The 21,061-nt window shown below is 49.8% G+C and carries 17 protein-coding genes and 4 pseudogenes; 12 read left to right on the top strand and 9 right to left on the bottom strand.

Annotated features, from left to right (window positions below; genetic code table 11):
- Positions 1–171: 171 nt before the first annotated feature.
- Positions 172–990 carry a DUF4225 domain-containing protein gene (locus EB241_RS08550; protein WP_124232764.1) on the top strand — a complete coding sequence of 273 codons (819 nt, stop codon included), beginning with the start codon at positions 172–174 and terminating at the stop codon, positions 988–990.
- Here EB241_RS08550 and EB241_RS08545 read toward each other — a convergent pair.
- Positions 968–1,297, bottom strand: a complete 330-nt coding sequence (locus tag EB241_RS08545; RefSeq protein WP_124232763.1) for a hypothetical protein — start codon at positions 1,295–1,297, stop codon at positions 968–970. The two genes, EB241_RS08550 and EB241_RS08545, sit on opposite strands and share 23 nt — an antisense overlap.
- A 212-nt stretch (positions 1,298–1,509) precedes the next feature.
- Between EB241_RS08545 and EB241_RS08540 the strand changes: the two genes are divergently transcribed.
- From EB241_RS08540 to EB241_RS08535, 3 genes are all read left to right on the top strand, one after another.
- Positions 1,510–2,082 (top strand): cupin domain-containing protein, encoded by a 573-nt coding sequence (locus EB241_RS08540; RefSeq protein ID WP_124232762.1) that lies wholly within the window; start codon positions 1,510–1,512, stop codon positions 2,080–2,082.
- A 13-nt stretch (positions 2,083–2,095) separates the two neighbouring features.
- On the top strand, positions 2,096–2,278 hold the full coding sequence (locus tag EB241_RS21090; RefSeq protein WP_199737336.1) for a hypothetical protein: 183 nt from the start codon (positions 2,096–2,098) through the stop codon (positions 2,276–2,278).
- Positions 2,279–2,406: 128 nt separating this feature from the next.
- Entirely contained in the window at positions 2,407–3,123 is a 717-nt protein-coding gene (locus EB241_RS08535; protein WP_199737335.1) for an SMP-30/gluconolactonase/LRE family protein, read from the top strand.
- Positions 3,124–3,189: 66 nt separating this feature from the next.
- Here the strand turns inward: EB241_RS08535 and ydfG are convergent, their stop codons facing one another.
- Positions 3,190–3,936: a bifunctional NADP-dependent 3-hydroxy acid dehydrogenase/3-hydroxypropionate dehydrogenase YdfG gene (ydfG, locus tag EB241_RS08530; protein WP_124232761.1), complete on the bottom strand. Its 747-nt coding sequence runs from the start codon at positions 3,934–3,936 to the stop codon at positions 3,190–3,192.
- 370 nt (positions 3,937–4,306) lie between these two features.
- Here ydfG and guaD point away from each other — a divergent pair, with 370 nt between their 5' ends.
- Positions 4,307–5,620: a guanine deaminase gene (gene guaD, locus EB241_RS08525; protein ID WP_124232760.1), complete on the top strand. Its 1,314-nt coding sequence runs from the start codon at positions 4,307–4,309 to the stop codon at positions 5,618–5,620.
- Positions 5,621–5,840: 220 nt separating this feature from the next.
- Here guaD and hpxO read toward each other — a convergent pair whose 3' ends face one another.
- The gene (gene hpxO, locus EB241_RS08520; protein WP_124232759.1) at positions 5,841–6,998 is read right to left on the bottom strand and encodes an FAD-dependent urate hydroxylase HpxO; all 1,158 of its coding nucleotides are present in this window, start codon (positions 6,996–6,998) and stop codon (positions 5,841–5,843) included.
- Positions 6,999–7,243: 245 nt separating this feature from the next.
- On the opposite strand from hpxO, the gene EB241_RS08515 reads away from it, so the two are divergent.
- From EB241_RS08515 to EB241_RS08505, 3 genes and pseudogenes are all read left to right on the top strand, one after another.
- The gene (locus EB241_RS08515; protein ID WP_124232758.1) at positions 7,244–7,894 is read left to right on the top strand and encodes a hypothetical protein; all 651 of its coding nucleotides are present in this window, start codon (positions 7,244–7,246) and stop codon (positions 7,892–7,894) included.
- A 48-nt stretch (positions 7,895–7,942) separates the two neighbouring features.
- Complete coding sequence (locus EB241_RS08510) at positions 7,943–8,389, top strand: DUF441 domain-containing protein (protein WP_124232757.1); 447 nt, start codon at positions 7,943–7,945, stop codon at positions 8,387–8,389.
- 159 nt (positions 8,390–8,548) lie between these two features.
- Positions 8,549–8,686: pseudogene (locus EB241_RS08505) on the top strand (recombinase family protein); the annotation flags it as partial.
- Between the two features lie 140 nt (positions 8,687–8,826).
- Here the strand turns inward: EB241_RS08505 and EB241_RS08500 are convergent.
- Positions 8,827–9,432 carry an FMN-dependent NADH-azoreductase gene (locus EB241_RS08500; RefSeq protein WP_124232756.1) on the bottom strand — a complete coding sequence of 202 codons (606 nt, stop codon included), beginning with the start codon at positions 9,430–9,432 and terminating at the stop codon, positions 8,827–8,829.
- Positions 9,433–9,663: 231 nt separating this feature from the next.
- On the opposite strand from EB241_RS08500, the gene hrpA reads away from it, so the two are divergent.
- Positions 9,664–13,557, top strand: a complete 3,894-nt coding sequence (gene hrpA, locus EB241_RS08495) for an ATP-dependent RNA helicase HrpA (protein ID WP_124232755.1) — start codon at positions 9,664–9,666, stop codon at positions 13,555–13,557.
- A 627-nt stretch (positions 13,558–14,184) separates the two neighbouring features.
- Positions 14,185–15,729 (top strand): methyl-accepting chemotaxis protein, encoded by a 1,545-nt coding sequence (locus tag EB241_RS08490; protein WP_124232754.1) that lies wholly within the window; start codon positions 14,185–14,187, stop codon positions 15,727–15,729.
- 213 nt (positions 15,730–15,942) lie between these two features.
- Here EB241_RS08490 and EB241_RS08485 read toward each other — a convergent pair whose 3' ends face one another.
- From EB241_RS08485 to EB241_RS08475, 3 genes and pseudogenes are all read right to left on the bottom strand, one after another.
- Positions 15,943–16,431 carry a hypothetical protein gene (locus EB241_RS08485; RefSeq protein ID WP_124232753.1) on the bottom strand — a complete coding sequence of 163 codons (489 nt, stop codon included), beginning with the start codon at positions 16,429–16,431 and terminating at the stop codon, positions 15,943–15,945.
- A gap of 442 nt (positions 16,432–16,873) precedes the next feature.
- Positions 16,874–17,201: pseudogene (locus EB241_RS21870) on the bottom strand (hypothetical protein); the annotation flags it as partial.
- Positions 17,152–17,361, bottom strand: a pseudogene (locus tag EB241_RS08475) (hypothetical protein); the annotation flags it as partial. The pseudogenes EB241_RS21870 and EB241_RS08475, both read right to left, overlap by 50 nt.
- On the opposite strand from EB241_RS08475, the pseudogene EB241_RS21085 reads away from it, so the two are divergent.
- Positions 17,312–17,513, top strand: a pseudogene (locus EB241_RS21085) (hypothetical protein). The pseudogenes EB241_RS08475 and EB241_RS21085 overlap by 50 nt on opposite strands.
- 267 nt (positions 17,514–17,780) lie before the next feature.
- Here the strand turns inward: EB241_RS21085 and EB241_RS08465 are convergent.
- A complete protein-coding gene (locus EB241_RS08465; RefSeq protein ID WP_124232752.1) occupies positions 17,781–18,800 on the bottom strand; it encodes an AI-2E family transporter in 1,020 nt (339 codons plus the stop codon).
- A 245-nt stretch (positions 18,801–19,045) separates the two neighbouring features.
- A complete protein-coding gene (locus tag EB241_RS08460; protein ID WP_124232751.1) occupies positions 19,046–19,498 on the bottom strand; it encodes an RrF2 family transcriptional regulator in 453 nt (150 codons plus the stop codon).
- A gap of 359 nt (positions 19,499–19,857) precedes the next feature.
- On the opposite strand from EB241_RS08460, the gene EB241_RS08455 reads away from it, so the two are divergent.
- Positions 19,858–21,042, top strand: a complete 1,185-nt coding sequence (locus EB241_RS08455; protein WP_124232750.1) for a sugar transporter — start codon at positions 19,858–19,860, stop codon at positions 21,040–21,042.
- The last annotated feature ends 19 nt before the right edge of the window (positions 21,043–21,061 follow it).

The raw sequence follows: 21,061 nt of genomic DNA, 5'->3' as shown, positions 1-21,061 counted from the left end.
GCCCCCTCTGGCGACAGCTTCAGCTCTGACTCTGATTAAACAGGGTGCTTCATTTAAGGCTGTATCGGGGAAAACAGGCATATCGAGACCAACATATTTCCGTCTGAAAAGACAGTTTACAGCTGATAATAACGGGGTATCATCGGTGAAATAATATACAGGAAGAACAGAATGGACGCGGCATTACTCGATATGATGCGCTCAGACGGGAGAAATAAAGCCTGGGCTGAAACAATGGTTAATCTTGAGGCCAGAAAGCTTATCAATACAGCTAATACGCAGTCTGCTTTTCATCTCAGAGATGGTTTCACACGTATGAATTTTGTTCAGGAAATAAAAGAGGTTATTGAGCAGCAGTTTGCAACCGCACGACGCGCAAAGTCTGATGAAGAATGCATGGCCTGCGTAAAAAACCTCAGGGCAGAGACCGAAAATCATGAAGAGCAGGGTCGAATGCTGCGCACGAAAGTGGCGAAACTTTATGCCAAAGTGGAGTTCGTCCGGGAAAATAACAAAATTGTGGGGTATGTGATTTCTGCTGTAAATGTGGTTTTGTCCGGCGTTGAAATAGCTGTTGGTCTGACTCTAATAGGTTCTGTGACGCCCTTGGGTGTTCTGGCTGGTGCAGTTTTGGTTACTGATGGTGCGAACGGCATAAGCAAAGAAATTGCGCACTACGCAATGGATAACAAAACCTCGGAAGGTTTGGTTGCTGATGCAGCTATGTCCACAACTGAATTCATGGGGTTCAGCCGTAAAAGCGGGCTGGGGATCTATAAATCAGTCTCGCTTGTTGCGAATGCATATAGCATATTCGGTTTGTTCAGACGCCCTGGAACATGGCGTTTATTTCGATATCTGCCCGCCGATGATTACCGGAAAGTCAGCACCATGAGCCGTCCAAAGCTCGCAATGAAAATTGTCGGTTATGGTGTTAAAGCTAAGGTTATATTTGACCTTATGTCTGTTACTGACGTGGTTCAGAATTAGTCGTTAATCTGCGATAGCGCCATGACTTGTATGCCAGCTTCGCTGGCGTTAAATACCATATAAAAGATAATAAAATCGCAAGCGTTGCCGCAAGCGTGATGCTGGTATCTATAGATGCCAGCATTAGTGTGAGAGTAAGTATGGTAAAAGCAGCGATAGTAATCCACTTTGAGGCGTTGAAGCGGTTGGCAAGATCATGAATCACGGAATCCAGCGATCCGCCATAATTAGCAATATTGTTTTTCAGTTTTTGTAGATCTGCATGACTAAACCCTGACTTAAGTAGCGCAACATCACTTACTTTCATAACGTTCTACCTTCCATCCTTAAAATGTAGATACCTCTCAGCAGCAAGTATACACAAAAATCCTGGGTAAAGCTGGATCATCATAACCATCAGATGGTTGATTTTTTTATAAATAAAACAAAAGGTTATTTCCTTAACGTGGTTTTTTACACGATTGGACCTCAAACCCCAACTACGCTTATATCGCGAATTAGCCAATGACGAGAAACTGCATGAGTAACAGCAAATTACTAATTTTTATGGCGCTTTATGGCGTATCCACTCTGTCATTTTCCGGTAGTAACCTGGAGCCCGTACCGGCAAACAGTGCCACTCAGACAGTCAGCAATGGAAAAAAACAGCCTGAGGTGAAATATGCCACCGTCTGGGCTGATGAGCAGGGGGCAACGCATATTGGCCGTTGCCGGATGGAAGGGCTGGAGTACAAAAGTTATGCGCCACCCTCGGCCCCACAGTGGATTGGTATCTCCCCCGATGAAGTGGAAAGCACGGCCTGGGCCGTACTGCCACCGGGATACGTTGGTAACTGGCATCATGCTCCGGGGCCTCAGTGGGTGATCACCCTGTCAGGAAAATGGTCAGTTGAAACGACGGACGGAAGCACCCTGGTTCAGGGGCCTGGTGAAATACAGTTCAACGCCGACAGTACCTCGCGGGCGCGCCCCAACGATCCACGTATTGGTCATGTAACACGAACGGTGGGAAATGAGCCGAATGTTCAGCTGGTTATCAAACTGAAACCCGGTGCCAATATCACCAGAATAAAAGGCGTTTGCGCCAGCTGAAGAGGAATAAATCATGTTTTTTAGTACAAATAAGCCTGTCACCGGCCTGCTGCTGGGAATGATTTTGTCAGGGGCGGCACATGCCGAAACGGAGGTGGCGGGCGTTCGTTTTGTTGTGGAACAGCCTGCGTTTTCCGGTCTGGTGGACAGCCACAGTCATGCTGAACAGATCACCAATAAAGCGGTATGGTCATAAGGACCAGCCTGCATGTCAGATGGCTCGCTCATATTCAGTGACGATAAGCAAAATAAAGTCATGAGCTGGTCGGGAAGCAGGGCCTGAAGGTATGGCTTTCTCCCTCCGATTATCAGAACGTCCATGCGGTGGATGCCGAAGGCCGAATTATTGCAGCGTCACACGGCAAACGCGCTATTTTGCGTCAGGAGCACGACGGACACTGGGTGGTACTGGCCGATTCGTGGCAAGGTAAGCGGCTTAACAGCCCGAATGACGAAGTGGTTGCGCCAGATGGCGCAATCTGGTTTAGCGATCCTACCTTTGGCGTGCTGAATAAAAAAGAAAGCTATGGCGGTACGCCCGAACAGGGTGGCGAATATATTTATCGCTATGATCCGACCTCAAAAATCCTGAAACGGATGAACGAGCCGGAAGTTCACTCACCAAACGGGCTTGCTTTTTCACCGGACGGTAAATGCTTCTATGTTGCTGATTCTGAACAGGCTCATGATTTCAGTAATCCCGCGCTTGCAAAGCGGATCATCGCTTATCGCGTGAGTAACAATACCCTGCAGGATGGGCAGACTTTCGCGGAAATTACAGCCGGCATCCCGGACGGTATTAAAGTGGACGAGAAGGGCAACGTCTGGAGCAGCTATAAAGAAGGGGTGCGGATCTATTCTGCGGAAGGTACGCCGCCAGGTAAAATCCTGATACCGTCAACAGTCACCGGAAATCTGGCGCTGTGTACGGATAAGAGCAACCATCAATGGCTTTACGTTACCGCTGCCCATCTGGTGATGCGTATGCCGGTGCTGGTTAATAACGCCTCGACATTACAAAACTTTGCCGCCAGCCGGTAAAGAAAAGCGGCATCAGCATTCTGGTGCCGTTGTTTTGAGGAGAAACAGGAGAACTCCGCTGGCAGGTCAGGTTTTATGTACCTTCAGACCCGCCAGCGTCTGGCTCACTGGCATCATCTCAAGCGTATTGATGTTCACATGTTTTGGCAGCGTAGCCACCCAGAACACGGCTTCCGTGACGTCCTCTGCGGTTAAAGGTTCAACGCCGACATAGACATTGTTTGCTTTAGCATCATCCCCCTTAAAGCGCACGTTGGAGAATTCGGTGCCACCGACCAGTCCTGGCTCAATATCGGTCACCCGCAGTGCCGTTCCGTGAAGATCGGTACGCAGATTAAGGCTGAACTGGCGAACGAAAGCCTTGGTTGCGCCATAAACGTTGCCGCCAGCGTAGGGCCAGTTGCCCGCCGTAGAGCCAATATTGATAATATGTCCGTTATTACGTTCAACCATCGCGGGTAACACGGCGCGGGTCATATAGACCAGTCCCTTATTATTGGTATCAATCATCAACTCCCAGTCTTCCACATCTGCCAGATGAGCGGGAGCCATGCCGAGAGCCAGCCCGGCGTTGTTGACCAGCACATCAATATCGCGCCAGCTGGCTGGCAGGCTGTCCAACGCGCTGGCAATGCCGGCACGGTCTCTGACATCGAGTTCAAGTGTAAAAACATTGTTGCCCAACTCGTCCTTCAGCGCCTGTAAACGTTCCCTGCGGCGACCTGTGGCGATAACTTTGTGACCCTGAGTAACAAAACGGCGCGTAATGCTCCTACCGAAGCCGGCGGTGGCACCTGTAACAAAAACAATCATCTCATTGTTCCTCAACACATTCCCGGCTTTTCACCATATCACTTTGCCGTCAGCATGATAAGTCAGACGGATATTGCGTTTCTTCAGAGAAGCGCGAGCACAACAGCAGTGCATTGTATTGCAATTTTGCCCGATAATGGTGCTATGACAGCCTTATGCGAAGGAGGCTGGCTGATAATGACCGGCAGCAATCGTTTGCTGTTCTCTGCAACCCTCAGACAGGAATAAACAGCCATCTGGTCCAGAATAAATTAACGTCATGATAAAAAACAACTAAATTCCAGACAGTTCGCTGGCATAACAATTGCTTTGTTTTTTAATGGTCACCCGCACCATACTGCAGCCGGCCCGGCGCTCACAAGGAATCGCTATGTCACTTTCCGTCACTCAGGCTGTTCGCGGCAGTTTTTTTGATATTACCCAGACTGTCTCCGATCCTGCATGGCTACCACATTATTCCCGCTACATTGCAGATGGTCTTTTACTGCTCAACGGCGGGGAGATCGTTTCATTGCAGAGCTGGCAGGAGGGAAAACATCAGCTTGACCCTGCCATTCCGCTTGCTGACTATCGCGGCAAAGTGATTGTGCCCGGATTTGTTGATACGCATATCCATTACCCACAGACGGAAATGATAGGTGCTTATGGCGAGCAATTGTTGCAGTGGCTGGAACAATATACCTTTCCGGTGGAGAGCCAGTATCACTGCGCGGAGCATGCGGCAAAAATGTCCGCTTTCTTTCTGCATCAGTTACTGAGCAATGGCACCACCACCGCACTGGTGTTTGGCACAGTACATCCGCAGTCGGTTGACGCACTGTTTACGGCGGCAGAGGCACTGGGGATGCGGCTGATTGCGGGGAAGGTGATGATGGACCGCAATGCGCCGGATGAGCTGATTGAAACCCCGCAGCAGAGCTGGCAGCAAACCCGTGAACTGATTAACCGCTGGCACAACCGTGGCCGCCTTGGCTATGCCCTGACACCGCGTTTTGCACCGACCTCTTCACCCGCGCTACTGGAAAAAGTGCGCGAGCTGAAAGAAACATACCCCGATACCTGGATGCACACGCATCTGAGCGAAAATGTGCAGGAGATCGAGTGGGTTAAGGCGCTGTTTCCCGCTAATGACGGCTACCTTGATGTCTATCATCAGCACCAGCTAACCGGGCGGCGCAGCGTGTTCGCACATTGTCTGCATCTGGAAGATCAGGAGTGGGATTGTCTGCACGACACCAAATCAGCCGTCGCGTTTTGTCCGACATCGAATCTGTTTCTTGGCAGCGGCCTGTTCGATTTGCAAACCTGTTGGAAAAAGGGCGTAAAACTGGGGATCGGCACCGATGTCGGAGCAGGAACCACCTTTAATATGCTGCAAACGCTTGGTGAGGCTTACAAGGTAGGCCAGTTAAAACAGTACAGACTGGCCGCCTGTGAAGCTTTCTATCATGCCACGCTGGGGGGGGCACATGCGCTCGATCTCCATCACTGTATTGGCAACTTTATGCCGGGCAAAGAGGCCGATTTCGTGGTGCTTGACCCGGCTGTCTCGGCGCTGCAGAAGCTGCGCTTCGCTAACAGTGCTGATATCTGGGAGAAACTTTTTGTACTGATGACGCTGGGTGATGACCGTAATATTGCCTGTACCTGGATCAACGGACAGTGCGCCTGGACAGCCGAATAGCCAGCAGTTCAGGTCTGTTTGCAGTAACCTGTATAAGTATTGCCAGCGCGGAATACCGCGCTGGCATTAAACAGGCAGGACAGGCACTAACTCCGCAAAAGAGTTAAAACAGAACCGGGAGAGCATCGAAAGCATCGCCAACCTGCCACGACCAGTCAGCGTCCGACAGCATCTCCCCTGGCCGTTGACACCAGCTCGGTGCATCGCGGGTTCAGGTTGCTCAGGCCAGTGGACCTGCCTGGATGGTTTCGCACATTCCACTGATGATACGTTCGCCCGTCTCGCTTTTAAGTTCTTCGTACCATTGTCTGGTTACCGCCATCTCTTTGGCGTGGGTGACGTCACAGCGTTTACGCGCTTTTAAAACCAGCTCCTTCACCCGTTCGGCCCGTTTGTCCTGATAGCGCAACAGCGCATCTTCAATCCCCAAAGCGTTGGTTTGCAACATGTTCGCCAGCACTACGGCGTCCTCCATTGCCGCGCATCCTCCCTGGCCAATATCCGGTGTGGTGCTGTGCGCGGCATCCCCCAGCAGAGCCACTCGTCCTTTCACCAGCTGAGGAAAAGGGTCAATATCGTGAATTTCCACCCGGTTGGTGGTTTGTGGATCGATACAGTCAATCAGCTTCTGCACCGGCGTTGCCCAGTGATGAAAGTAGCGTTTCAGATCGTCACGCAGCGTGCTGCGATCTTCCGCCAGTCCGGCAGGCAATGGTACATCAAAAAAGAAATAGAACCGGTCGTTGGCAACGGGCATCAGGGAAACACGTTTGCCTTCCCCGACAAATGTCGTCCACTGATCTGTCGGGGCGAGGGAGGGATCGTTATGCACCAGACCATTCCAGTTAACATAACCGGCATAGCGACGTTCCACGCGTCGGCCCAGCACATATTCCCGCACCACCGAATGGGTACCGTCGCATGCAATCAGCAGATCGCCATGTATCTCGCTGCCGTCTTCAAACCACGCGGTCACTCCGTGATCATCCTGTTCGACACGGGTAACGCGTTTACCAAACTGCACCTGTTGACGACCATAGGCATCCAGCAGCATAGCCTGTAACTCGGCACGGGCAACCGGGTACGGACGCTCCCCGCATGCTGCCACCAGTGGGTCGAGGCTAAAGCAGGTAAGGGGCGTTCCCTGCTGAAAGTCGTAATAGGCCATGGTGCGCATCATTCCGCCCAGCGCGCGAAGTGGTTCTTTCATACCAAGAAAATTGAGGCATTTTACGCCGTTTGGCCAGATAGAGATGGCCGCGCCTACCGGTTTAATTTCTTTCACCGCCTCAAATACCTCGGTGTCGATGCCGAAACGCTTCAGGGCGATCGCGACAGACATTCCACCGATCCCGGCTCCAATTACTATTGCTTTCATCCGCTTCTCCTGTGGGGCATCGATGGAATAAAGCAATTTTTGTACCATTTCTCGCAAGGCGCACAGGCGTGGAAAACCGCGGTGATGAAAATTTCGTTTTATCATCTGACCGCACAATCAAAGAGGGATGCACCATTTTGGTGATATGGATGTGAAACATTCTTCCTGCCTTGCAATGCGCTGAGGTTGGCAAAGGTCGCAAAATTTGCCAGAGTGTTTCCCTCAGTATTCATGGAGCACTCGGGATGGCCACTATTGCCTGTCTGCATGGGGCAGAAAGTAATATCGCGGTATTTGAAGAAGCCCTGTCTGCACTTGCTGACAGTCAGACCCGTCTGATACATCGGGTGGAAAGTGAACTGCTGGCCAGCGCCATCGCCGTCGGGAAAGTAACGGGTATGATTGCCGACGCAGTACGCCGTATCGTGCAGGAGTTGTGCGGGCAGGCGGATGCGGTGCTGATCACCTGCACCACGCTGGGTGTGGTGGCGAAGGACGCATGTCTGTTCAGTAAACCGGTGCTGCGGGTTGATGCTGTGCTGGCTGAAGCGGCCTCGCGTTATGAGGGTAATATTGTGGTACTGTGCTCAGCGCCTGCCACATTGGCCTCAACCCGGGAACTGTTCAGCACGTTTGTTGCCGACGATCGTCTTTCCGTTGCCCTTATACCCAAGGCATGGGATTTTTTTATGCAGCAGGACATTGCCGGATATCATCGGAAAATTGCTGCTTATGCCCGGCAGTACATGCACACTTCTCCGGGCTGTATTGTTCTGGCACAAAGTTCGATGACGGAAGCGGCCCGGCAGGTTGACGCAGAAGTACCTGTGCTGACCGTCCCAAGGGCGAGCCTGCTGGCGGCAATTGCTGCCAGCGCGTTGAAAAAAACAGAGTGAAGGAATAAGCTCCTGGCTCAATCCGTTCCCTGCCATGCCGGAAAAATTATGTTTGATGTTACCCTCGTGATATTGCTGTTGCTCACAGCGCTCAGCTATTTCAGTCACAACCTGACGGTCGCCATCGCTTTGCTGGTGTTGATTGTGTTAAGGATGACACCGCTGAACACCTTCTTTCCCTGGATAGAAAAGCAGGGCGTTACCGTGGGCATTATTATTCTGACTGTCGGCGTGATGGCACCCATTGCCAGTGGCAGTATTCCCACTAACACGCTGATGCACTCTTTTTTGCACTGGAAATCACTGCTTGCCATTGCCATCGGCATTTTTGTTTCCTGGGTTGGGGGACGCGGCGTGGCGCTGATGAGTTCACAACCTTCTGTGGTGGGCGGCCTGCTGATTGGTACCATTATTGGCGTCTCGCTGTTTCGCGGTGTTCCGGTCGGTCCACTGATTGCAGCCGGGTTAGTCTCATTATTTATCGGTAAGATCTAGCAGATTATTTTTCCGCTCTTGCCAGATGAAATTATGCTGACCAGGGGCCGTCTGGAAATCTACCCCAGACCTGTTTTTTACACCGACGGCTCGTTACTGAGCGTAGCGATTGCGGATCTCACCTTTATTTAGCCCTGCCTGTGAGCGTCGCCTCAGGAAAAGACAGTTGAGCAGCTGGCAACATCAGATATTCGTGTTCACTGTCTCGCGCTGGCAGGCGTTGACCTCACCAGTCCGGCAGGAAAGATGACTATCCAGGTAATTTCGGCGATAGCGGAGTTCGAATGCGACCGACTCCCGGCTGCGAAACCTTGAGTTTTCCAGCTGAACTTTACCGACCTGCCCGCCATACATCAGTGTAATTTCAGGGGCAGGTTCGGTTCAGCGGGTTCAATTTTCATGATGCGCTCAGCGTGCCAGCTGAAGCTGGCCTGCCGTTACGCCGTGGCGATCTGCCTGAGCAGCGCTTTCGCTTCATCAGTTGCTTTGCCAGCCACTTCAGGTCCGTAAGCAATACCTTCAGCGAAAACAAATGTCACATCTGACATGCCCAGGAAGCCGAGGAAAAGCCTGAGATAAGGGGTCAGTAAATCACTTGGCGTATCTTTGTGGATGCCGCCACGGCTGGAAATCACCACCACTTTTTTACCGGTTACCAGGCCTTCAGGGCCATTTTCACTGTAACGAAAGGTCACACCTGCGCGCGCAACCAGGTCAAAATAGTTTTTTAACTGGGTGGGAATGTTGAAATTATACATCGGTGCTGCAATCACCACGGTGTCGTGTGCTTTCAGTTCGGCTATCAGTTGATCGGATAAATTCAGCGCTTCCTGCTGACGTTGGCTCAGTGTTGCATCGGAAGGGCGCAAAGCACCCACCAGTTCGCCATCAAGAACGGGGAGCGGGTCCGCCGCCAGATCGCGAACGGTTATCTCATCACTTCCGTGTGCGGCTTTCCACTCTGCAACAAAGTGATCGGCTAACTGGCCTGACTGGGAATAACCGGCAAGAATGCTGGATTTCAGTACTAAAACTTTGCTCATAATAATATCCTGTTAGTTTCGCGAAGGTCTTTCGGCCATGTGGCAAACACTGTAGGGGCAATTAACCCACGGTCATAGTGCAATATTCTGAGGCCTGTATTCAAATTTACTGAACAAGCGTAGCGGTCATCTGTCCTGGCTAAGTGATGGTCTGTGCTACACTACGCAAAATTTTTCCACCCTTTCCATGTGAAACCGGCCCGTGAGCCTGCGATTAGCGAGTTTTCTTTTATGTCTGACACACCCTTCATGACCCTGACGGCGCTGTTACCGCGTCTGGAATCGCTAATGCTCCGCGATCGCCAGCGTCTGCTCAAGCGTCTGCACGGTGCGAAAAAAGTAAAAAACCCGAAAGCACAGGAAGCAATAGCGGCCGAGCTGAACCATGAAATTGGTGTGGCTGAGCAGCGTATTCGCCAGCGCCAGGCGGCAGTTCCGGCCATCAGATACCCTGATAATCTGCCCGTCAGCCAGAAAAAACAGGAAATAGCCGATGCCATCCGGGCGCATCAGGTGGTGATTGTGGCGGGTGAAACCGGCTCCGGCAAAACCACCCAGCTCCCGAAAATATGCATGGAGCTGGGCAGGGGGATCAGCGGACTGATTGGACATACACAGCCGCGCCGCCTGGCGGCACGTACCGTTGCTGACCGCATTGCTGACGAGCTGGAGACCACACTGGGTGGCTGTATTGGCTACAAGGTACGCTTTAACGATCGGGTCAGTGAAACCACCCAGGTCAAACTGATGACCGACGGTATCCTGCTGGCAGAGGTTCAGCAGGACCGTCTGTTGATGCAGTATGACACGCTGATTATTGATGAAGCGCACGAACGCAGTCTTAATATTGATTTTCTTCTCGGTTATCTTCGCGAACTGCTGCCACGACGCCCGGACCTGAAGGTGATTATCACTTCTGCGACCATTGATCCTCAGCGTTTTTCCCGACATTTCCATCATGCGCCAGTGATTGAAGTCTCCGGCAGGACTTACCCGGTTGAGGTGCGCTATCGTCCGGTCGTCGAAGACGCTGATGACAGTGAGCGCGATCAGTTACAGGCTATTTTTGATGCTGTTGATGAGCTGAGTAAAGAAGCGCCGGGGGATATCCTGATCTTTATGAGCGGTGAGCGTGAAATCCGAGATACGGCCGACGCACTGAATCGCCGCGAACTACCGCATACGGAGATCCTGCCACTGTACGCCAGGCTGTCCAACGCGGAGCAAAACCGGGTGTTCCAGTCGCACGCCGGTCGCCGCATCGTGCTGGCCACCAACGTGGCGGAAACCTCACTGACCGTACCTGGCATCCGCTATGTTATCGATCCCGGTACGGCACGCATCAGTCGTTACAGCTTTCGCACCAAGGTACAACGCCTGCCGATAGAGCCGATTTCTCAGGCGTCGGCTAACCAGCGTAAGGGGCGTTGCGGCAGGGTGGCAGAAGGAATATGCCTCCGTCTCTATTCGGAAGCTGATTTCCTCAGCCGGCCTCCGTTTACCGACCCGGAAATTCTTCGCACTAACCTTGCGTCGGTGATCCTGCAAATGACCGCCCTGGGGCTGGGAGATATCAGCGCCTTTCCTTTTGTGGAAGCGCCGGATAAACGTAATATTCAGGATGGCGTGCGACTGCTGGAAGAGCTGGGCGCAATTGTGCAGCAGGAGAATCATTACCGGCTGACGCCTTCCGGGCGCACGCTGGCACAGTTGCCGGTTGATCCCCGGCTGGCAAAAATGGTGCTGGCGGCGCAACACTATGCCTGTACCCGTGAGGTGATGATCATTGCCGCGGCGCTTTCCATTCAGGACCCGCGTGAAAGACCGGCAGACCGACAGCAGGCATCGGATGAGAAACATCGGCGATTTGCTGATAAAGCGTCTGACTTTCTGTCGTTCGTCAATCTGTGGGATTACCTGCAGGAGCAGCAAAAAGCGCTGTCATCCAGTCAGTTCCGCCGCCTTTGTAAAACAGACTATCTCAACTATTTACGCGTACGAGAGTGGCAGGATATTTATACTCAGCTGCGCCAGGTGGTGCGTGAACAGGGGATCCCGCTAAACGGTGAAGCGGCTGATTTTCGTGGTTTGCATACCGCGTTGCTGACCGGATTACTTTCACACATCGGACAGAAAGATGTTGAAAAGCAGGAGTTCACAGGGGCACGTAACGCGCGGTTTGCCATTTTCCCCGGCTCCGCTCTGTTTAAGAAACCACCAAAATGGACCATGGTGGCGGAACTGGTGGAAACCAGTCGCCTGTGGGGGCGTATTGCGGCACGCATTGAGCCGGAGTGGATTGAACCGGTGGCACAACACCTGATCAAACGCAGTTACAGTGAACCACACTGGGAAAAGGCCCAGGGCGCGGTGATGGCCAGTGAAAAAGTGACATTGTACGGGTTACCGATTGTCGCAGCGCGCAAGGTGAATTACAGTCGCATCGATCCTACGCTGTCACGGGAGCTGTTCATCCGCCATGCGTTGGTTGAAGGAGAGTGGCAGACGCGACATGCGTTTTTACGGGCCAATTTCCGGCTGCGTGAGGAAGTGGAAGCGCTGGAACACAAATCACGTCGCCGTGACATCCTGGTGGATGATGAAACGCTGTTTAACTTCTACAACCAGCGTATTCCTCATGAGGTGGTATCGGCAGTCCATTTTGATACCTGGTGGAAACAGGCCGGTCGTGAACAGCCAGAACGGCTGAATTTTGCCAAAGAGATGCTGATTAAAGCGGGTGCGGAAGACATCAGCAAACTTGATTATCCAAACTTCTGGCAGCAAGGTAATTTAAAATTGCGTCTCAGCTACCAGTTCGAACCGGGAGCCGATGCCGATGGTGTCACGGTACATATTCCGCTGCCGCTGCTGAATCAGGTCAAAGAGGAAGGCTTTGAATGGCAGATCCCCGGCATCAGGCGGGAACTGGTTATTGCGCTGATTAAATCGTTACCGAAACCAGTGCGCCGCAATTTTGTTCCGGCACCAAATTATGCGGAGGCTTTTCTTGGCCGCGCGGTTCCACTGCAATTACCACTGATTGAGTCGCTGGAACGTGAATTCCGTCGGATGAGCGGGGTGACCATTGAACGGGAAAGCTGGCAATGGGATCAGGTGCCCGATCATCTTAAAATGACCTTCCGCGTGGTGGATGAACATAATCGCCGGTTGGCTGAAGGCCGCGATCTGGCAGCGCTTCGTGAAAAACTGAAGGGCAAGGTGCAGGAAACACTGTCTCTGGTGGCCAATGACGGTCTGGAGCAGCGTGGTCTGCATATCTGGAACTTTGGTGATTTGCCCGATCATTTTGAGCAGAAGCGTGGAAATTACCATGTTAAGGCCTGGCCAGCGCTGGTCGATGAGAAAGATAGCGTGGCGATCCGTCTGTTTGATTCCCAACATGAGCAGCAGAAAGCGATGTGGCAGGGCCAGCGAAGATTGCTGTTGCTTACTATTCCATCCCCGATCAAATACCTGCATGAGAAGCTGCCAAATAAAGCCAAACTGGGCCTTTATTTTAACCCTTATGGCAAGGTACTGGACTTGATCGACGATTGCATCACCTGCGGCGTTGATAAACTGATCGAGGAAAATGGCGGTCCCAGCTGGCAGGAGCGGGGATTCAGTCAACTGCATGACAGAGTGAGGGCAGAACTCAACGATACGGTTATGGACATTGCGAAGCAGGTTGAGCAGATCCTGACCGCCGTGTTCACTATCAACAAGCGTTTGAAAGGCCGCGTGGATATGAGCATGGCGCTGGCGTTGTCAGATATTAAGGCACAGATGGGCGGGCTGGTTTATCGTGGATTTGTCACCAGAAACGGCTGGAAACGCCTGGCGGATACTTTGCGCTACCTGCAGGCGATTGAACGCCGGCTGGAGAAACTTCCTGTCGATCCTCACAGCGATCGTGCAAGAATGCTGAAGGTGGAGAAACTGCAGCAGGCATGGAACAGCTGGTTGAATAAACTGCCGCCAACGCGCCGGGAAGACGTGGATGTTCAGGATGTGCGCTGGATGATTGAAGAACTCCGGGTCAGCTATTTTGCCCAGCAGCTTGGGACGCCGTATCCGGTGTCGGAAAAGCGCATTCATCAGGCAATGGATGAGACAGTCTAAATAGCTGTAATCCTGACGACAACTTTGAAGCGTCGATAGCGCCGGTTTTCGTTGTGGAAACGGGCAATCCCATGTGCCACAGGGTTTACGTAAAGTGTAGCGATATCAGGAGCCGTTATTTAGCGGCGGCAACCAGAATATGTCATTCAGCTAAAAAGCGTTGCGTGTTACGCCAGACCGTAATGTTTGACAGGAAAAGGTCAAGCAGTTTTGTAAACTGCTTTACCTGTGACAGGGGCTGCCGTATATCATTACACCGGTGTTTTATACATATTCTCATGTCTGCAACCGGATTCTCCCGGCCAGTTTAAGTATGCTGTTTCCCGTTTTTCGACAGCGACCAAACAATGCTGCTTAGTTGTTTTATGCGTAAAAAAAAGCCGAAAGATTTCACATTTAGAATTATATGGCGACAAATATCTCATTAAAAAGCTAAAAATATACTTTCATATCAATAAGTTGTATTTTAATCACGGGCGTTAGCAATTAATTAAAAAAACTATCTGAATCCTGCTTCAAGTTTCATCTTTTTCGGCCGATACAGAGTCAGTGCGAAAATAAATTCAGCACAACACAGCACATGCTGTGGATATTTTATAAATATAATTTTCTATTTGAGAGACACCGATGAAAAAATGGTCAGTAAAAAAGAAGCTGTTGGTGATGATTTCCACAATTATAATATTTTTTATATTACTGGCCGTGTTCTTGCTTTCACGTCTTTCTGCTGCCACATCAGAACTGCAGTTTTTATATGAAAAAGATTACAAAGCTGCTTCCATTCTTGGGCAGATCGATGGTTTGCTGACGCGCATCGATATTAATACGCTAAGAATGATCGCTATTGGCGATCCGACATCTATTGCCCTGTGGAAAAAACAGAATACGGACAATTTCACCAGCGTTGAAAGTCAGCTGGATGATCTCAAGCTCATTATTGACTCTTCGATGGCATCTTCTTATGCAAATCTTATCTCATCCTATACGTTAATGCGTAAAGGGATGGAGCATCAGGTTGCTGCCATTGAGAAAGGCGACGCTGTTGGTGCAAGAGGGATAAACAAAGAAGAAGTAAAGCCTTATGCGGATACAACCTTTCATGAGCTGGTGACGTTAAAAAAATACCAGGACGATCTTGCCAGCGAAAAAGTCACTAATCAGAAAAATATTGCGGCTACCACCAGCATGATTTCATTTTTCGCCGTGGTTTTCGTGGCCGTCGCATCGATTTTGTTGGGCGTTATGCTTTTACGTAGCCTGCTTCAGCAATTGGGTGGAGAACCTCTGGAAGCGATGCGCGAAGTTAATCTGATGGCGAAAGGGGACCTTTCACAACGGATTCAGCTGAAATATAAAAACCAGATGAGCTTGCTGGCGCAGTTAAAAGAGATGCAGTCCTCTCTTTCGGCTCTGGTGACCAACGTGCGTGGTAATGCGGAAAGTCTGGCGACGGCCAGCATGCAGATTTCGCAGGGCAATCATGATCTGAGCCAGCGTACCGAAGAACAGGCCAGCGCATTGCAGCAAACGTCTGCCACTATGGAGCAACTGGGCGTTACCGTCAGTAGCAACGCTGAAAATGCCCGGCAGGCCAACCATCTTGCGTCCGGTGCATCTGAACTGGCAACAAAAGGTGGCCAGATAGTTGATCGCGTAATATCAACCATGAAAGGCATCAATAGCAGTTCAAAGAAAATATCCGATATCATCAATATGATTGACAGTATCGCTTTCCAGACTAATATCCTGGCGCTGAATGCGGCGGTTGAAGCAGCGCGTGCAGGAGAGCAGGGAAGGGGCTTTGCCGTGGTGGCGTCTGAAGTGCGTAACCTGGCGCAACGCAGTGCTAACGCCGCGAAAGAAATTAGCATGTTAATTACCGACAGTGTAGGACAGGTTGAGCAAGGTTCCCTGTTGGTTGATGAGACGGGAGAGACAATGGTGCAGATTATCTCTGCAATCCAACAGGTTACTAATATCGTCTCTGAAATAAGTATTTCCAGTATGGAACAAAGTTCAGGCGTTAAACAGGTAGGACAGGCAATCACTCAGATTGACACTGTGACACAACGCAATGCCGCTCTGGTCGAGGAAAGTGCCGCAGCAGCAGAAAATCTCAGGATACAGGCGCATAAACTGGTGCAAACCGTCGCAGTATTTCAGGTGTTGTGAGTAACTTATTCACAAATTATTCTGAAGCGTCAGGAATGTCAGAAAAACCCTGTAATTAATTCTGTGTGACTGCCGTTGTTTTAAAGGTGAGCGTTCAGGCGCTCACCGAACTCAAATCCAGGTTTTGTGCCTTTTAACTGATTTTTATCTTTGTTTTCTTTCCCTGATTATACACATGGAAAGAAACCTCCATGATTTATGAAGGGGTAGAGTTTATATATTTTGTAATGCGGCCTTTCTTAAACTATGGCTGTTCATTCCTGGGTAAGGAGAAAATACCATATTAACCCTGAATTGCCCGTCAGGTGCCAGTGCAATTAAGTTATACATCCAATCATCATGAATGTATCCGTTTTCAAACTTTACTACAATATTGTATGCTATGCCCGGATGTGTTGGAGTCATATTGGGGTGATAATAAGACCACTCGACTGCTGTAATATTTGAATTCTCAAAAAGAATCTCATTAAACATATACTCCAAAAGAGAGAGATCGAAAAAACCCCATATTGATGTTCCACTTTCCGTTGGATATTCAAATTCAAACCGCCTGAGGTCAATGTCGTGAATATCATAGGTTCGACAGGTTTCCAGGAAAAAATTAAAAAGATCTTTCAATGCTTCCCCCATGCCGGGTTGCGGTGCTCCCCATATATTACGATCTATAAATCCATAATTTGATGAAAGATTGATTGTAGACATTCTTATCTCCTTTTTATGACTTTGTTATCCTGGCATGAATATACCTGGAGTTGGTTATTCTTACATAATCTGTTTTTTCAGACTGACTATGAATTTTCAAGTGAAAACAGTCAGATGATTTTATCATAGCGGTTCTTCAGCAACTTGATTCGTCATTTTTGCAATAGGTCACTCCTCATATCGTCAGAGAATAATTATAAAGACACAATTACCTCCCTGTATTAAGAAAAGCAATAATTCGGAGGGGGAATAATAATCATTTATATGAATCATTTTGTGGTGTGGATTACGTTAATCATTTTTTATTTTTATTCGGACAGAGTTAAAGAAACTCATTTTCTCTTACACGTTATATTCGCAACTGAAACGCACCGAAGAAGTGCGGGATATCCTGAAAAAGACCGCGCGGTTATCCGATGATAAGAATTCCGAAAAAACATCAGCCAGTTCCGTACCACGAAACCATATCATCGGAAACCAACCCATCCATTTCACGTACTCCGGCAGCTTCCTTAAGAATTGGTTTGAATACCGGAATCAGAAGGGCGATCGCCAGTGGAGCACCCCAGCGAACAAGACCTGTTTCAATTTTGATCCCCGCACCGACAGCCTATCAGGCCAGGCGCAGTTTCTAGTGCTGTTTGCCATTCAACCTCGAAAGTTTTCATTAGCCAGGCAACAACTGCCAGACAGAAAGCAATTACGTTGACGAAAACCAGTTCAACGCCGCTTGTTCCTGAGACTGTTAATCCTTTTACTTTTCTCCAGATACCGCTTTTTCATAAACATCTTCGTAATGTAAGTGTATGAACTTAATGTAGAAATATGCCTTTCGAGTGCCAGAATATCTTGTTTTTCCAGTGTCCTGATGTTCCACACGATGAAATTATGTGTGTTAGTGGTTTCTGCATCAGTACATCCATCCGCATTCCGGGCTGCTTATGAAGCTGAGAGCCAGAACCCGTAATCCGGTTATCAGATTGTCCGGCATCATGATGATGGCACTGAAGAAGTGGTGTTTGATTCTCGTGTATCAGGTACAGATTTACCAACTGCAATTGGATGAAAGGCCTGATTGGTGAGGTCAGGCCGTTACTGCTGACAGACATTTGATTCTGATTCGTTTGGAGAAACGGATGATTTTGAATCACTGTCGATAGTAGCCAGTTGATGGCCAGTATCAACGATTCCCGTCAGATTCTGCCATCCTTACCATTGGTGCGTATAATGTATATTATGTTAAATTGCGTATCTCTTCGCACACCATGAGTAACCTTGCTCCCGCCTCCCTCCAAACATTTGCAGATGCCCTGACCGGCAAAACCTGGGGGAATTCCCCCCGTGGAGGCTTAAATCAGTCTGGCATAGCGCAACTCTGATTTGAGATAGGCGTAATACACCGGGGCTGCCACCACTCCAGCCATACCAAATGCTGATTCAAATACCAGCATGACCAACAGAATTTCCCAGGTTTTAGCGTTGATCCGTGAGCCAAAGATCCGGGCATTGATAAAATATTCCAGTTTATGCACCAGTATCAGAAAAGTCAGGGCTATCAACGCCGCTTCAAGAGAGATAGAAAGCCCAACAAGTACGATGATGGTGTTAGAAATGAGATTACCAATAACTGGCAGCAGTCCGGCAATGAAAGTCACTATTACTATCGTTTTGGCAAACGGAAAATGCAGATCAAATAGCGGTAATAAACCAAACAAAAATCCGGCGGTGAGTAATGTATTAATCAGCGATACTTTGATTTGTGCAAAAACAACATTATGAAAAGAGGCCGCCAGTCTGCTGAGACGTTCAAGCAATGCATGTTTCAAAGGCGCATTCTGCCTGTCGTTCCCGCCGATGCGCAGTGAAATAATCGCGCCCAGTAGCATACCAATCAACATCGTTGCAAATGTGTGAGCAGCGGTCCTGCCGAAGGTTTGCACTACCACCAGATGCTCCCGTAGCCAGGTCATCACCTGATGCTGCAACTCATCAATGTCTGAAGGTAAATAGCGTGCAATAACCGGCGACAGAGTACGTTGGGCATCCTCAAGCAGTTTGCTCGCGGTGGCGTGAAAAGCAGCCGGATCCTGAAAATCATGCAGCAAAAAGCCGGTCAGTTTGGTTATCGCCAAAGCCAACGAGACAACGACCATCATGGTAAGAAAGAAAATAATAATCCATCGGGCCAGCGGGCCTTTAACCCATTTCTCTACCCACGGTGTAAGCGCCAGAATAGTTTCATAAACGATAAAACCTGTCAAAAAACAGGGCAATAAGCGCAGCGGAAAAATTAAAAACAGGGCAAGCGTAATCAGCAAATAGCTGGCTAACTCACACCCTACCTGCTTATTCAGTTTTGGTATCTCCATGACGTTTCCTGTCAGAGAAGTGAAGAAGGCATTGTAATTTGCAGATTATACAGAGCCGCACCGCTTTAGAACAGGATCTGGCAGAATGGCGCGCTGCTTCCCTACCCCACTGTTTTTTGAATAGCTGTCCCTACTTGCATCGGGTTAGTGTCCATATAGCTATTTAATGAAGGAAACGATCTCCTCAGCGGGAGTGGAAGCTGAGACTGAATGGGTTTTAGTTAAGATCATCAGCTGAGGTTGCCTCAGCTACGAACATTAAGAGTGTGGCGTTGGTCACGTTCACCGATCTCTTTCAGGGCGTCCGCCACCGTGCGTCCCGACAGAACATCCATGGTGGCCTGCTCTGCCTCTTGCGCCAGTTCTTTAAAAAACCAGCAACTGTTAGCACTCACCAGACAGCGTGGTGATACCTCTGGCCGCCCCGCCAACAGAGGCTTGTCTTCCAGCACTGACATATATATGTCACAAAGGGTAATCTGATCTGCCGACCGCCCCAGTCTGATAGTACCGGTCCGGCCAAGCGTCGATACGATGATGCCGTCACGGCTGAGCGGTACCATCATTTTACGGACAAAACTGGGATTAGCCTCAAGGCTGGCAGCCAGAATTTTGCTGGTGCTGCGTTTACCTTCCCGCTCCGCCTGGGCTATGCAGAGTACCATTTGTACTGCCGTAGGAAAACGGATATCAAGCATCTTTATGCCCTTGCGTTCGGCTGTGATTTACTGTGGTTGCTGCCATTTCAAAATGTATTTAAATCAGTTAGTTGTATGTGAATTTTAAATTAATATAACAAATAACGTGGTTATTTAGAAGATAGCCAATAAGCGATTACCGCTCTTAAATGTATCACCATGAAAAGCCGGGAATTATGCGCTAAATGTTTTAAGCAAACGGCCCGCTCTACGTCGAGGCATGCTGTCCAGCATCGGTTGATTTACAAAAAAGATAATTTTTATATGTCATCTGCAAAGCAGATCACACACAATATGTAATCTTCATTCTGATTTCGTTTGGAACGAAATTAACCCAGCCCAATAAGTCGTAAATCCCAATGCAATCAACTAACGTTTCACGCAAAGTTGCATGGTTACGTGTCATCATGTTAGCCATTGCCGCGTTTATCTTTAATACCACCGAGTTTGCACCAGTTGGCCTGCTGTCTGACATTGCGGTCAGCTTTTTCATGCCGACCGCGCAGGTAGGTCTGATGTTGACAATCTATGCCTGGGTGGTGGCGCTGCTGTCTCTACCCATGATGTTGCTTACCCGCAACGTTGAACGGCGTTTCCTGTTGATGGCCATTTTTCTGCTCTTTATTTTCAGCCATGTATTGTCCACGCTGGCCTGGAGCTTCAGTGTTCTGGTGGTATCCAGAATTGGTATTGCGCTCTCGCATGCGATTTTCTGGTCAATTACAGCGTCGCTGGCGATAAGAGTGGCGCCCGCCGGCAAAAAAACGCAGGCGCTCAGTATGTTGGCGACCGGCACGGCCCTGGCAATGGTACTGGGTTTACCTATTGGCCGGGTTATCGGTCAGTTCCTCGGATGGCGCGTCACCTTCGGGGTGATCGGTGTTGTCGCCCTCGCCACCATGATTTGCCTGCTTAAGCTGTTGCCTAAATTACCCAGTGAACACAGCGGCTCACTAAAAAGTGTACCGATGCTATTCAGGCGCCCTGCTCTGGCCGCACTTTACCTTTTGATTGCGGTAGTGGTCACCGCTCATTACACCGCTTACAGTTACATTGAGCCGTTTATTCAGATCGTGGCGGGTATGGGTGGGAATTTCACCACCTTTTTACTGCTGATCTTTGGTGCGGCTGGCATCGTGGGAAGCATCCTGTTCAGCGCTCTGGGAAATAAGTATCCGGCTGTGTTCTTACTCGGGGCCATTGCCATCGTTTCACTGTGTATGCTGGGCTTGTTTATTGCGGCCACGCACAGCATGGCAATTTCGACACTATGCATTTTCTGGGGAATGTCGATGATGATCATCGGCCTTGCGGTTCAGGTGCGGGTTCTGGCACTGGCTCCTGATGCCACCGATGTGGCGATGTCGCTACTCTCGGGCATCTACAATATTGGGATTGGTGGCGGAGCGTTACTGGGTAATCAGGTCAGTTTGTCTCTGAATATGGCCAGTATTGGCTACGTTGGTGGCGCGATCGGACTGATTTCTCTGGCATGGTGCGCATGGAGTATGCGTCGCTATCCTCAGTTACGCATCAACGGCTGACCGCGGCCTGCCCTGGAGC

Origin of the sequence: Erwinia psidii, assembly GCF_003846135.1 — a bacterium.
Taxonomy (GTDB): Bacteria; Pseudomonadota; Gammaproteobacteria; order Enterobacterales; family Enterobacteriaceae; genus Erwinia; species Erwinia psidii.
This window is presented reverse-complemented; position numbering and strand designations above follow the sequence as displayed.